Raw genomic sequence first — 15,076 nt, forward strand, 5'->3', positions numbered from 1 at the left:
GCCGATTACAAACAAAAGTAAGTAGTACTCTAAAATCACTTATCCTGTTTGGAAAATACCCGTTTTAACAGATCTGTAGTTCTGGATGCGAAATTATGTCGAATGTCTTTCTCTTCTTCTTCTATTTTTTTAAACAATCCTTCTAAAGCTTTATTGGTCACATAATCTGACATATCAGGATTTGCTTTCTTAACAAATGGTATTTGGTTATACTTACCGATCGCTGAAGCCCATAGTTGAATTGCTCCAACTCTTTCCATGGACTCTGTAATAATCGGCTTAAATTCATTATAAAGTGCCTGGTTAGTAGTGCGTTGCAAAAAAACAGTAGCTGCATTATCTTGTCCTTTCAAAATATTCCAGGCATCGGCAATCGTCATTTGTTTAATGGCATTTAAAAAAATAGGTTTTGCTTTTACAGCGGCATCTTCTGCTGCACGATTTAATTTTTCAATAACATCTTCTTCAATGGAACTAAAACCTGGCACTACTCTTAATTTATTACATACATTTTGTGCTTCTTCAGGCAAGAAGATTTTATAAGCACTTTTAAAATATCCGTCTTTTTGAGCAAGCAAATCAGATCCTTTACTAGTACCATTTGACAAAGCTTCTTTCAACCCTGCGGCAACATCTTCTGTACTTAAGTCCGTTTTTATAACTTTTTTCAAAAGCTTATCAAATTGAGCCGAACAAGAGCTTAAAAAAAGTACCGAACTTACTGCAATACATATAAATTTCATGGTTTTCATTTTAATTAGAACAGCAAAACTATCTTATTTAGCTGGTTGGTTTGGTTAAATCTTTGTGAAAAATAATGCTGGTGGTTCTAATAAATTAATAATAGCCTATTGATTTTTTCATTAAAAATTAGAATAAGCGCGTCGGAATAGTAATTTTATGCCCACATTTGAACAAAAATAGTTTCAATTTAAGATTATGAAGATAAGTGGTCAGCATCATAAATTTAGTGTTGGTGGTTTATTAGTCACCTTGGGAATAATTTTTGGAGATATTGGGACTTCCCCTTTATATGTAATGCAGGCCATAACTAAGGGAAAGATTATTTCTCCTGAATTAGTTTTAGGAGGCGTTTCATGTGTTTTATGGACATTGATAATATTGACAACTGTCAAATATATTTATTTAGCTTTAAATGCAGATAATAAAGGCGAGGGTGGAATTTTCGCACTTTATGCATTGGTTCGTAGATATAATACGAGTTGGGTTATTTATCCTGCAATATTAGGCTGTGCCACCTTAATTGCAGATGGATTTATCACACCTCCTATTTCAATTTCTTCTGCGGTAGAAGGGATTACATTAATATATCCTGATATTAAAACGGTACCCATAGTCATTGGCATTATCATCGCAATTTTTGCTTTTCAACAAGTTGGAACACAAACTGTTGGCATCACATTTGGCCCTATAATGTTCATTTGGTTTACTATGATTGGAATTTTAGGTTTTAATCAAATAACCAATCACTTAGAAGTCTTAGCTGCTTTTAATCCGCAATATGCTATTAATTTATTAATGAATTACCCACAAGGATTTTGGCTACTTGGAGCTGTTTTTCTCTGTACTACTGGAGGGGAAGCCCTATATTCGGATTTAGGCCATTGTGGCAAATTAAACATTAGAATAAGTTGGAGTTTTGTTATTGTTTGCCTGGTTCTCAATTATTTTGGACAAGCTGCCTGGTTGCTTAGTAATCTGAATGGTCAACCATTGGCTGAAGGCCAGCGTATCTTTTTTCAACTTATGCCTGAATGGTTTTTGCCAATTGGAATTGGAATCGCAACCATTTCAACCATTATCGCAAGCCAGGCTTTAATTAGCGGGGTATTTACTTTGGTTAATGAAGCCATGAAACTTCATCTATGGTTTCGAACCCGGGTTAACTATCCATCCACTTTAAAAGGTCAAATTTATATACCAAGTATTAATTGGTTTTTAATGTTTGGATGTATTGCAGTTCAATTAATTTTTCAAACTTCGGAAAACATGGAAGCAGCCTATGGGCTTGCGATTATAATAAATATGTTGATGACGACTATGTTGTTGAGCTATTATTATAAAATTAGGTTTCATCGCACCTGGATCGGATTAAGTTTGCTTATCTTTTATATGTGTTTTGAAACTGTATTTTTAATATCGAATATTGATAAACTGGCACATGGTGGATGGTTCACATTGACTTTGACAGCAATTTTTGCGACTATGGTATTTGTATTATATAATGCCCAAAAAATTCGCGACAAGCATACCCGTTTTGTTCAGTTAAAAGATTTTATTCCTGTTTTAAAAGATTTACAAGACGATAATACAATTCAAAAAGAAGCTAGCCACTTGGTTTATCTAAGTATGTCTGAAAGTAAACAACTTATAGATTCCAATATTATGTATTCTATTTTGCGTAAAAAACCAAAACGAGCAGATGTTTATTGGTTTGTGCATGTACAGATTTTGGATGAACCTTATAATAAATCATTTCATGTAGATACCATTGTACCAAAAGAAGTATTTTTTGTGCACTTACGATTTGGTTTTAAAGTAGAACACAGAGTAAATTCAATGTTTCATGAAATCGTTGATCAAATGGTCGCGAGTGGAGAGGTAAGTGTGAAAAGTCCTTATCCTTCTATCCGAAAACACCATATTGATGCCGATTTCAAATTTATACTTTTACACACCAGAGTTTCCGCCGATACTGAATTAACCGGTTTCGAGCAATGGGTTGTAAGAACGTATCGCATGATTAAAAAAATCAGTCTACCAGCTGTTGAAGATTTTGGACTTGAAATGTCCAATGTAGAAGAAGAAATCGTGCCTATTCTTGTTGGCAAAAAAGCAGAGATGCATTTAGAACGCGAACACTAAATTAGGATTCGTCTGTTAGATTTGACAATATTTTTGATTTAACCCAGATCATGTTTCATTTTGAATGAAGCCCAAAATAAATTCAAAGATCACAGCGCATATTCAAAGTTAATTCTATTTTTTTTTGAAAGAAAACGTACGCAGGTAGAACTTAAATATTTGCAAAAATATACGAACAATAAGACATTTTAATGTGTTGGTCAATTCGTCTTAAACGTTTAAAACGTATTCTTCCACATCATACTTTCTACAGGCTTCGTAGTGCGATCATTGTATTTTGCATTTGATTTTTTATTATAATAGTTTTCTATTTTACCTTCAACAGCAAAATAAATTAATTGTCCAATTGGCATTCCTGCATAAATACGAACAGGATGAACGCAACTAATTTCTAAAGTCCAAGTATTGCAAAATCCTACATCCCCTTTTCCAGCAGTAGCATGTATATCAATTCCTAAACGACCAACACTGGATTTGCCTTCTAAAAATGGCACTGCATGATGTGCTTCTGTATATTCTTCAGTAACTCCTAAGTATAAGGTACCTGGACAAATTACAAATCCATCTTCTGGAATTTCAATATAAGAAATGGTATTATGCTTTTTCGCATCTAATACTGGAGCATCATAAACTGCGAGCGTTTTTCCTAAATGCACATCGTATGAATTCGTTCCAAGACATTTAATATCAAATGGTTCAATTAAGATATCCCCCCTTTCAATAGCCTCTAAAATTTTAGTATCACTTAGTATCATTTTCAATATTTAATTTCCACCCATAAATAATTCCATCATCTCCACAAGAAAATAAGGTCTCCATAAATTGCATCCAATAAAGGCTATTCACAGAATGCATGTGAGCTGCAAATTTAGGTGAAGAAATTTCCTTAACCAAACTCCAATTTGCTTTATTCCATATTCTTATACTTTTATCTCTGCTAGCCGTTGCAAAAAATGGACTCCCCTCTAGATTACAGATATCATTCACACAAAACCAATGCGATTTAATTTCTATTACAGATTGGTTGTCAGCATTTAAAACCCGAATCATTGCGTCTAAGCCACCGGTAATCAAATACTTTTCTGATTCCAAATAACACATTGAAAAAATGGTTTTCTGATGATACTCATGAATTTGATGAATTATTTGTAAATCTGGCAAACTAAGAATATGAATGGTTCCATTAGAGTCCCCAATAAAAGCAGTATTATTCTTTGAATCAATTGCTAAACTCCTCAATTTTGCATTGCTAATTTTTAAATGATCCATAAGCTTACCATCTCTTGCGTTCCACAAGGAAATAATTCCATCTCCAGCTATTGCAACCAGAATTTCATTCCATTTAGCTAAGCGGTATATAGAATGTTGATGAAATCGAAATCGTTTAGCTGTGCTACCTTTTTCAAAATCAATATAAAAAAGATCTCCAAGCATGGTTCCGGCAAACAATACTCCAAATTCGGAAAAAGCGGCCAATGAAAAAATACGCTCCCCTGTAGAAGCAAATAAGATACCATCAGATGTAAGTTCCGAATTCCATTTGCAGATTATTCCATCACTTCCAGCACTAAAAAAAGTATGCCTCTCAAACCCATTGCATAAACAATAAACGGCTGCCTTATGGCCTTGAAGTTTATGTGTCTGAATAATGAAATTAGATTGCATGAAATAAAAATTATAGGATCGCAAAATACTTGAATTAAAATTTTACAAAATCGAGAATTCAAATATTGATTTTATAAAATGAAAGTAAAGTAAATTCTAAATCATATAGTGCCTTCAATAAAATACTGCTACCTCTTCTAAAGTTTTCCGATGCAATGCAGGAACACTAACTTGTTCAGCAGGAAAACCAACAGGTATCAATAAAAAAGGTTTTTCGTTTTCTGGTCTCTTTAAAATTTCTTGTAAAAAATTCATCGGACTCGGTGTATGTGTAAGACAAACTAAACCAACATAATGGATTGCTGCAATTAAGAAACCACATGCAATCCCGACAGACTCTTGCACATAATAATTCTTACATTTATTGCCATTCTTTAGGTCATAGGTTTTTTTAAACACAATAATTAAAAATGGAGCCGTTTCCAAAAATGGCTTTTCACAATCGGTTCCTAATTTAGCAAGATCATCCAGCCATTCCTGAGGCATCCGGCCATGATAGTTTTCATATTCTTCTTCTTCTGCCGCAACTCTGATTTTTTTCTTAAGAAGAGGATCCTGTACGATACAAAAAGTCCAGGGTTGTTTATGCGCTCCAGAAGGTGCAGTACTTGCTGTGCGAATTAATTGTTGAATAAGTGATATGGGCACTGGTTTTGAAGAAAACTCCCGAACGGTTCGCCGATAATCCATCATATTGTAAAAATCATCCCCTCGGGAAAGCATTTTTTGATCCGTATAAGTAAACGGTTGATATGAAATAAAAGAAGGCTCCATATTTGCAAATTTTTTCAAAGATCTCCTAGCTGTGGTCTTACAATAATTTCTTCTAAAACCGCCGAAGGACTTAATTCAATGGCACATAGTACAATTTTGGCGATATCTGTTGCTTGCATTATTCTATCTATAGGTAAATTAGCACCTTTCCAGGAATCAGACCAGGTAGCTCCAGGTAAAATAGATGTTACCCGGATCCCCTTATCTTTCAATTCTTCACGCAGACATTTACTAAATCCCAACAATGCAAACTTGCTTATACAATATGAACTTCCTCCAGGATAAGAATCAAGACTTGCAATTGAACACATATTAAATATATGCCCTGAATTGCGATGAAGCATATTTGGCAATATAGCACGAGTCAAATGATATGCACTATATAGATTTGTGTTTAACAATTGCTCTAAAGTCCCTTCGGGTTCAGCACTTATAGTACCTGGCAAATATACACCTGCATTATTAATTAATATATCCACTTCTCTAAATACGGATAAAATAGAAATCGCCAATGCTTTTATTGCTTCTTTGTTAGAGATGTCACAAGCGAAATAAAAAACTTTACATTTTGGGTTTAAAGCAAGCAGCTCTTGCTTTACTTTATCTAAATCACCCTCTGATCGGGAATGTATAAAAACATTAAAACCTTTTTGTACTAATGCAATCGCAATGGCCTTTCCTAAGCCTTTACTTGCACCTGTTATAACTGCATTCATGTTGCAAGATAAATAAGCTATTGCTAAATTACAACAACTATTCTAAAATCAGCCTGAACTTAATATTGAATCCCGCTTAAATTATTACAAACAAAAATAAAATACAAAAAGTAAATTTCAAACGTAGAGTCCCTAAATAGTTAGAACAAATAAAAGACACCTGAAGTAGTACTTAATGTGCTACTTTATAATGAGTACATCACTTCCTATAAAATTTGTTCCGGCTGAACAGGAAAGAATGTAGGTTCCCTTTATCAAATGATTTGTACTCAATGGTTGCTGTTTAAGCACTTCATTCGTTTGAATGAGTCTTCCATCAAGATTATAAATACGCAATTGAAATACATCATTGGGTATTTTAAAATAAATTTTATCAGTGGTTGGATTCGGATAAAATAGATTTGAATTTCCAAACACTGAATTCATTTGCACCTTGTTAAATTTGATAGCAAATTCTTGCAAATATTGATCATACCAAGCCATTTCAAAAGACGGATCCAATATAATATCTTTTGGGTCCCCGGCTTTAATGTAAAATAGTGGTAAATCCTGATTCCATTTTAGTGGTATGCCTTCGCTCCAACTTATAGCAATTGAATTTCCATTCATAAAAGTACTGGAAGTTTCTAATTGCAATCCACATATTTCAAGTGAATCCGTTTTTAAATTTTGCAATCGAAATTGAATTCCGAGCATTGGTACATTTGAATTTAAAAAAACAGGAATCCAATAATTTCCATTATTAAAAACAGCCTCTTTAATATTTAAAATCACATCATCAGAAATCGCTCTGGTAATCATGGTCTCTGATTTAAATCCATCATAACTTAAATCGATATCACCCATTTTTAAAGCGAATACATTGACATTGGTCAATGGAAAATTTGGCACATTGATCCCTTTAAATTCAATTTCGGAAATAGGTCGATTCGGTTTAGCAACAGAACGCCAATCTGAACGTAAAAAATACCAAGGTTTTACGTTTGTAAAACTCTCTTTAATACCTAAAATTAATCTTCTTAACTCTGTGATATCAGAAGCCGTTATATTAAAATTGTTATTTACATCCGCAGCAATATTTTGAAGTGTATCCTTAAACCTACTTATATTTAAAATATGTCGCTGAATTAAAATTATATCTTTTGTAGTAATAGCATCTCTTGCTCCAGTATTTTTAACAAATCGATAATTATACTGCCCTATTTTTTTTGTTTTTAAAGTAAAGCCATAATGAATTCCACTTTGTTGCGAAACACAATATTTCTGAATTAAACTTGGATTCTCAAAGACAAGAGAATCTGGTACTACTCTGATTCCAACATCCGTAGCAATCTTGCCACCAATATCAGCTCGTTGCGACATAGAAAGCAAATTGTATACAATACTTGCAGTACAATTAAAACGATCTGTAACTGTCAAAGTATAGCTTCCGGGTGATTTATTGTTTAAAAATGAAACCGTATCACCTGTGGACCATTTATAAGTATAGGGTTTAAAATCTCCAACCGGACTTAAATTGACAAATCCTTCATCCACACAAATTGCATCAGATTGATTATTGAATTGTTTAAAACTGTTAAAATATTTGTGGATATTTAAAAAGGTAGTTCCAGTTCTTATTTGTCCGTTACAGATATCTTCCAAAGACCATTGTCGCCGAACTCGGATAGGAATATTACAATTTTGCGAAATTCTAGTATCAAAATAAGATATTTTAACAGAACCTAATGTCTTCGGTAATTTTAACAATTTCTGAGTAAAATCATTCAGACTATCTGGATAATCAATCGTTGTATCTGCAGGCATATAAATATCCGTAACATTCAAATGTTTAATTGTAATATTTTGATTACAACGAACTTGCTCGCCAATTGAATTTGTAATTGTAAATATTCGCAACACCAAATCTGCATGATTCTTGCAATCCCCTTTTTGATAAACTTCTAAATAAGAAATTGTGACTGCACCACCATTGTTTTCTGTAACTTTTGGAACTCCAGTTACTGAAGTATCATATTTAGACCCTTCAATTAAAGTAATTGGAGCAGGGCAATCAACCAAAAGTGTGTTGGGACCTTTAGGTTTGGCAAACAGGTAAAAAACACTCCCTGTCAGAATTATAACCATTAACCATGAATTACTTCGTCTCATTTCTCCGGTTTAAAACAGTTTAAAAATAACTCCACTTTCGCGAAAAACAAAATGCACAAGTGTAAGCAAATGTTAAAATTACATATTAAAATAAGTGTTAATCTATATTCGTGTTTTCTGACGAGGATTATCCAACAGAAATAGTTTTATATAAACAAAAAATATGTTTTAAAAGTTCCAGGAATTGATTGCTTAAAAAATTTCTGACCTAGGATTTGCGTTTTTCAATAAAGCGAATATTGCGTTGAATACCCTTTAAGCCCGTCCGTTTTAAAGCTGAATTATTAAAACGATATTGAAATTCAGATTCGTTCATTTCCAACCATTCTAAACTTGTTATAGTTCCTGGATTTTTTGAATTCACAAATTCTTCTTCATCTGTATTTGTAGAAAATCGGTTCCACGGACAAACCTGCTGACAAATATCGCAACCAAAAATCCAGTTTTCCATTTTGCCATGAAACGTATCCGGGATAGCATTCTTTAACTCAATGGTTAAATAAGAAATACATTTACTAGCATCCAAAAGATAACCATTTGAATGGAAAGCTTGTGTAGGACATGCATCGATACATTTTCGACAAGTACCACAATAGTCCTTTATGGGTTGATCATATTCAAATTCAAGATCTGTTAAGATACATGCTAAAAAAAAATAAGAACCGCTTTTAGGATGGATAGAGAGTGTATTCTTTCCAGTCCAGGCAATTCCTGCTTCATGTGCCCAAACGCGCTCTAATACAGGCCCGGAATCAACAAAGGCTCTGGCTTGAATATCCCCAAATTCTGATTTCATCCATCGAATCAATGCTTTCGTTTTAGTCCGGATAACTTTGTGATAATCTTTCCCTATGGCATACATTGATATTTTAGGACGATCATCAGAAATTTCTTCAACTTTTTGAAAATAATTTAGTGAAAATACTAGAATTGATTTGGTTCCAGGTATTAGTTTATTTGGGTCTATTCGAAAATCGAAATATCGCTCCAGATAACTCATTTCTCCATGATAATTTTGATGCAACCAGTGTTCCAGTTTACGAGCTTCGTCCTCTAATTGTCTTGATTTAACAACGCCAACTTTGTCGAAACCCAATTGTTTTGCAAATTTTTTTAATCCTTCCGCTGAATGCTTCATGAATACTTAAAAAATATGGAATTAATTCAAAATTTATAAAATGCGAATACAAGATTAATGTAAGTTTAAGTAATAATTGCAATTTTAACAAGAAGAACAGAATTCATGGATAAATACATAAAAAAAAAGCCTGCAGGAACTTCAACCTACAGGCTTACCACATTATGAAGAAAGTCAAACGATAATACGCTTTGATTTTATCTCTTAAATGCAACTTTGGCTTTTAAAAATCAAACCAAATACCACATTCTATATTCTTGATATCATTATCCTTCCATAATTTATTCATATCCATATTGGCAAATAATTTAATAGCCCCAATATCAACTTGTGCACTCAAACCATACCTAAAATCTTCAAAACCAAAATCTTCCTCCGTTTCAATAGACCTTTTAGGATCTTCTGTTTTAGTTTCCAATTCCTGATGAATTAAAAGTCCAGCATAGCCACCTAAACCAATTCCAATTTTACCAAGCCCTTTTATTTTATTACTTTGCAAATAAAATCCCAGTGGTATTTGCAATTGATGAATTACAAATTGTGATTTTTTAATTTGATCATTTTTAGTATACACCAGTGATTGCTTTGGCACAAAATCTATTTTTTCCTTAAACTCAAATTGACCAATTCTCCAACCAAAACCAGTCATCAACATAAAATTTGGAGATCCTAGATAAATTTTTGTAGGTAAGAATGTAAACGTATAACTCCAGGATCCCCAAGATTTAATTTTTAAATCATCTTGTGTAGATTCCGGAATAGAATTTCCGAAATTCAAAATATTAAATCCTAAATTAAAATCAAGAAATCCAACATTGGCAGAAGATTTCTTTTTATCCATTTTCTTTGAATGGTCCTTATCAGGAGCCTTGTTTTCACCATGACTTCCTTTTCCTAATTTTCTTTCCTGTTCGCGCTTTGCATTATCTAGTTCCCTTTTGTGTTCTTCTATTTCTATTTTAATATCTTTCATAGACTCTTCTAATTCTTCGTCGATTTCAGAATTTGAATTCTGCGACTTAGAATCAATGATTAAAATTTGTTTATTTCCTAAGTTAAATCTCGTAGTATCCACTATTTTAGGAATAGGCTGGACTTCTGGTGCCACTGGAGGCGTAGGAGGTTCAGGAGGAGTTACCTGTGCATTGATTAAACTACAACTTAAGAATATAAGCATAGCTATAGAAAAGACTTTGTTTTTCATTTTATATTGTTTTATGAGTAAGTGAATGTTTTACTTAATTACTTGAATTTCTTAGATTAATGGATTTAGAAAATTCCAATTTTTCATTTTTAAAATGTATTGCTAAAACTGGACGATCATTTTTTTCTATATTTTCAATACTTAACGCATCGCCTGACCATTGCTTGGCCTTTTTTGAAATAAACCCAAAAAAACCTCTTTTAATACTTCCCTTTAAAGTTTGGTCCTGTGGCTTTGACTTTACATTATCTTCTGGATTCAAAGTTTCTACATTCTCAACATCAGAATTCATTGGTGCCTCTGCTAAAATAGGGTCATTGGCTATTTGAGTTGCTTGGTATTTATTTTGAACTTCCAATGTTTCCCCTTTAAAAGTAGCAGGATTATTTTCTAACAGATTTATGCTCTGTTTTTCTAATTGGTTTGCTTTTGAATTCTCTTGGACTGATTCATTCATTGCAATTTCTTGAACTATTTCTTTAAGGTGAACAACATTTTCTTGATTTTTAAAATTTACAGTAACCGGAGCTTCATCCTTAACCCGGATCGTAGTGGAATTTACTTTTGTATTTTTGACCGGGATTTCCTTTGCATTATTAAATACATCCACAAGCTGAGGTGCTTTATCTACTGCTATTAAACTCTTGTTCAAATCATTCGAGTTTGATTTGATATTTGATTGTTCAACAATTTCAGAATTTTTAGCTGGAGAATTATTGGAAACTTGTTTTAGAATAATTGTAGCAGATATTAATAGCACAAATGATGCGGCGATTAAAAACCATTGTTTATTATTTTTAAAGTGTGTTTTTAGTGCAAATTTATTCGTTTGATTTATTTCAACTTGATTCAAAATCTTATTAAAAAGATTTGGATTTGGTTCTTCAACATCAAACGAATGTTTAGATTGCTGAATATATTTTTTCAACTGGTCTGACATTGTTAGTATTTTTTTTTAAAATTTCAATCAATTTTTGTTTGGCTCTCAAGTACTGACTTCTAGATGTTCCTGAAACTATTCCTAAGGTCTTTGATATTTCTTCATGACTATATTCTTCAAATACATGCAATGTAAAAACGATCCGGTATCGATCTGGCAACATTGCTATAGCTTTGTGTATTGCCTGGATATTATTCTCAAATTCCAATTCATGAATCACCTCTTTTTCTTCTTGAAGGTTTATCATCCCCGGATTTTCATCCAATTCTTCAAACTGAATTTTTTTTCTGTTTTTAACTGCTTGTATTGCCGTATTTACACAAATTCGCTTTATCCATGCACTTAATAATTCCTTGTTTTGAAGTTGGTCAATGTTTTCAAAGATCTTAATAAAACTTTCCTGCAAAATATCATGTGCATCATCTTCCTGGTTTAAAATCCGAAAACATAGATTATACATCGGCTTGGAATACATATCATACAGTGTTTTAAAGGCTGCATGATCTTTCCGTTTAACCCGATCTACCAAATGTTCCATAAAGGTTTTTCGTTTGCTTTCATTCTAAAGATTGGCCAAAATAGAAATCGTTGCATTAAAATTAATAATTTTTTTTAAACCGTTCACTACGATACGTTGTAGGATCAAAGTATAAAATGATTTATCCTCTAAATTATTTTAAAATTAAATGAATTAATATACCTCCAAATATTGCGTTTATCTTGTTTGGCATTATTCTATCATGCACTTTGCCGTATTTTCAATATTAAAGTTTAATATTGCCTAAGAATTAAATTATAAAGCCATTCATAGTTTACCGTGTTTTTTAAAAAATATCTGATTTACCTATCCCTTGCTATTTGTATTAATCCAGTAATGGCGACTCAATTAATTGATAACCAATATTTTACCAATAATTTAAAAGTATATTCAAACATTTGTAAAGCGCCCTCAGCATGCATAAACAACCTGCATCTGGTTCCTGCTGGATTCACTGTTGAAAAAATAATTGGCTATTTTGATAATCCATTGGTGGATCCGAATGCATATGTAAACTGCAACTCACAGTCTTCACAAACAAAAACTGGAACTATTGGTAAAGATGAAAAACTTCCAAACTTGCAATCTTCTTGCAACTTGTTATGCAATAAAGACTTTGAAGATGACAAATTGGTTCAAAATGGTGCATTTGGGTTTTTTCACCAAGACCTTGTATCCTGTTGGAGCACCACTGCTACAGATCAACAAATTGAAATTTGGGGAAGCGGCTTTGGTGGAGTACCTGCTTATTCTGGAAATCAATTTGTAGAATTAAATGCAAATATGGTTTCTACTTTATTTCAAAATTTTACAGCAGCTTTAGGGGGCAGGGTACAAATCTCATTTGCACATAGAGGACGAGCAGGGACTGATGTTCTAAGTGTTGAAATTGGACCTGTAGGAGGCATACTACAAAATCTTGGAAACTTTTCAGCAGACAGAAATGCTTGGAAATATAATACGATAAATTATACATTTCCGGATACTGGAAAGACGAACTATACTTTGCGATTTAAATCCGTAAGTGCCGCAGGAGGTGCCACTGTAGGAAATTTTTTGGATGCGATATCCATTAGCCTACCGCAACCTTCAGCTTCCTTTACAATCATTCAACCAAATTGCCCGAATGATCAAAATGGAATAATTAAAATACAAGGAAAACAGGGTTCACCTCCGTATAAGTATAACTGGTTGTCGCCAATTAATTCAATGGATTCAACAGTTTACGACGTGTCTCCAGGAGTATATCAGGTAGAAATAAATGATTTTTATGGTTGTAGCGAGACCTTAACAGTGCGTATGGATTCGAATTTTAAAAGCGATTCTGTAAACCAGATTCAAAAGGTTTGCGAATCCTATAAATGGCCGGCAAATGGCCAAACTTATACCCAAGATGGTTTATACAAAACGGTTTTAAAAAACTTAAATGGATGTGATTCTATCATAAACCTGGATTTAGAGATATTTAAAGTACATTTTAAAATAGATTCATTTAAAATATGTCATGCGTTTACCTGGCCAATAACGGGTAAAACATATTACAAAAATGGAAGGTACCATGATACGCTAAAAACCATTTACGGTTGTGATTCAATTTTTAGTTTGAATCTAGAGATTCTTCCAGAAAACAAACAAATTGAAACTATAAAAATTTGCAATTCATATACTTGGCAAGTCACCGGATTAACCTACACGCAAAGTGGAATCTATTCAGACACTTTCACCAATGCATATGGATGCGATTCAATACTAGTTTTGGATCTCCAAATTTGGACATCAAATCAATCGACAGAAACCATAAAAAAATGTGAATCTTATAGCTGGCCAATAAATGGTCAAACGTATACCCAAAGTGGCTTCTACTATGATACTTTAAAAAATGTATTTGGATGTGATTCTATACTTACTTTAGACTTAGATATTTTACCAATCACAGGAAGTAAGTTAACAGTAAAAAATTGCGAATCTTATGTTTGGTTAGTAAATGGCAAAAAATTTATTCGAAGTGGTATATATTCAGATACACTTACAAATATTTTTGGATGCGACTCTATACTTTTACTTGATTTGGAAATATTTCCAAGTTTTAAGCGATTCGATACAATAAAAATTTGCGAATCCTACACATGGCCAGTAACTGGAAAGCATTATCTGAGCAATGGAATTTATACTGCGAACTTTCTGAGCCAATTCGGATGCGACTCTTCCTATTATCTTAAACTTGAAATCCTTGAAAGCACCACAGCGGTGCAAACTGTTTCTGCTTGCAATGAATACACCTGGAGCGCAAATGGAATAAACTATCTAAAAAGCGGAACCTACCCATTGCATTTGATCAACAAAGATGGATGTGATTCCATCCTGTTTCTAAATCTTGAGATTCATCCTGAATATAGATCCGAAAATGATGTTCAGGTATGCGATTCATATACCTGGCCAATAAATGGAAAGACATACAATAAAGCGGGTAAGTATTTATTTAAGTTCAATACAAATGATGCTTGTGATTCCATTTTTATTTTAAATTTAAAGATTAATCCAAACTATACGTTTTATGATACTGCAAGTGTATTTGATCATTTTATTTGGCCTGTAAATCAAAAATTATATGATCAATCTGGTGTATTTCATCAACTTTATAAAAGTGTTGAAGGCTGCGATTCTTTGCGAATATTGCTATTAGAAATTAAATATATAGGAACTGTTTATGTACCCAATGTGTTTACACCAAATGGAGATGGAATAAATGACCAATTCACAGTATTTGCAAGTAAGGAAATAAATACTATCGATCGACTTAGAATTTTTAATCGTTGGGGTGAATTGCTTTATGAATTATTGAATTTTCCACCAAATGTTTCGCATTATGGTTGGGACGGCAATTTCCAAATGCAAAAAATGTTATCCGGTGTATATATTTATACAATAGATTGGACAGACCTTAAAGGTGAAAAACATATTGAGTTTGGAGATGTGACTTTAATCCGATAATTCAACTAAATTTAAAGGATACTTTTAATATGATTTCATCAAATACCAGCACTCGCATTAATTGTTATGTGTC

General features: G+C 32.8%; 12 protein-coding genes. 2 read left to right on the forward strand and 10 right to left on the reverse strand.

Translation table 11 applies throughout. The annotated features are described in order from the left end of the window. Positions 1 to 35: 35 nt before the first annotated feature. On the reverse strand, positions 36 to 752 hold the full coding sequence (locus IPO86_15170) for a DUF4197 domain-containing protein (protein MBK9729449.1): 717 nt from the start codon (positions 750 to 752) through the stop codon (positions 36 to 38). Between the two features lie 187 nt (positions 753 to 939). Here IPO86_15170 and IPO86_15175 point away from each other — a divergent pair, with 187 nt between their 5' ends. Then, positions 940 to 2,886 (forward strand): KUP/HAK/KT family potassium transporter, encoded by a 1,947-nt coding sequence (locus IPO86_15175; protein ID MBK9729450.1) that lies wholly within the window; start codon positions 940 to 942, stop codon positions 2,884 to 2,886. Between the two features lie 218 nt (positions 2,887 to 3,104). Here the strand turns inward: IPO86_15175 and IPO86_15180 are convergent, their stop codons facing one another. The 9 genes from IPO86_15180 to IPO86_15220 all read right to left on the reverse strand — a co-directional run bounded on the left by IPO86_15180 (position 3,105) and on the right by IPO86_15220 (position 12,012). Beyond that, a complete protein-coding gene (locus IPO86_15180) occupies positions 3,105 to 3,641 on the reverse strand; it encodes a dCTP deaminase (protein ID MBK9729451.1) in 537 nt (178 codons plus the stop codon). Further along, complete coding sequence (locus IPO86_15185) at positions 3,628 to 4,551, reverse strand: hypothetical protein (GenBank protein MBK9729452.1); 924 nt, start codon at positions 4,549 to 4,551, stop codon at positions 3,628 to 3,630. Before IPO86_15185 ends, IPO86_15180 begins: the two co-directional genes overlap by 14 nt. Positions 4,552 to 4,665: 114 nt before the next feature. Beyond that, positions 4,666 to 5,325 (reverse strand): nitroreductase family protein, encoded by a 660-nt coding sequence (locus IPO86_15190; protein ID MBK9729453.1) that lies wholly within the window; start codon positions 5,323 to 5,325, stop codon positions 4,666 to 4,668. A 14-nt stretch (positions 5,326 to 5,339) separates the two neighbouring features. Next, positions 5,340 to 6,041: an SDR family oxidoreductase gene (locus IPO86_15195; GenBank protein MBK9729454.1), complete on the reverse strand. Its 702-nt coding sequence runs from the start codon at positions 6,039 to 6,041 to the stop codon at positions 5,340 to 5,342. A gap of 180 nt (positions 6,042 to 6,221) precedes the next feature. Further along, positions 6,222 to 8,192 carry a T9SS type A sorting domain-containing protein gene (locus IPO86_15200; GenBank protein ID MBK9729455.1) on the reverse strand — a complete coding sequence of 657 codons (1,971 nt, stop codon included), beginning with the start codon at positions 8,190 to 8,192 and terminating at the stop codon, positions 6,222 to 6,224. A 208-nt stretch (positions 8,193 to 8,400) separates the two neighbouring features. Beyond that, complete coding sequence (queG, locus tag IPO86_15205; protein MBK9729456.1) at positions 8,401 to 9,330, reverse strand: tRNA epoxyqueuosine(34) reductase QueG; 930 nt, start codon at positions 9,328 to 9,330, stop codon at positions 8,401 to 8,403. Between the two features lie 223 nt (positions 9,331 to 9,553). After that, entirely contained in the window at positions 9,554 to 10,534 is a 981-nt protein-coding gene (locus tag IPO86_15210; protein ID MBK9729457.1) for an outer membrane beta-barrel protein, read from the reverse strand. 34 nt (positions 10,535 to 10,568) lie between these two features. Then, positions 10,569 to 11,474 carry a hypothetical protein gene (locus IPO86_15215; protein MBK9729458.1) on the reverse strand — a complete coding sequence of 302 codons (906 nt, stop codon included), beginning with the start codon at positions 11,472 to 11,474 and terminating at the stop codon, positions 10,569 to 10,571. Next, positions 11,437 to 12,012: an RNA polymerase sigma factor gene (locus tag IPO86_15220; GenBank protein ID MBK9729459.1), complete on the reverse strand. Its 576-nt coding sequence runs from the start codon at positions 12,010 to 12,012 to the stop codon at positions 11,437 to 11,439. Before IPO86_15220 ends, IPO86_15215 begins: the two co-directional genes overlap by 38 nt. Before the next feature lie 336 nt (positions 12,013 to 12,348). Here IPO86_15220 and IPO86_15225 point away from each other — a divergent pair, with 336 nt between their 5' ends. After that, entirely contained in the window at positions 12,349 to 15,003 is a 2,655-nt protein-coding gene (locus IPO86_15225; protein MBK9729460.1) for a gliding motility-associated C-terminal domain-containing protein, read from the forward strand. The last annotated feature ends 73 nt before the right edge of the window (positions 15,004 to 15,076 follow it).

This window comes from Saprospiraceae bacterium, assembly GCA_016717265.1.
Classification (GTDB): domain Bacteria; phylum Bacteroidota; class Bacteroidia; order Chitinophagales; family Saprospiraceae; genus Vicinibacter.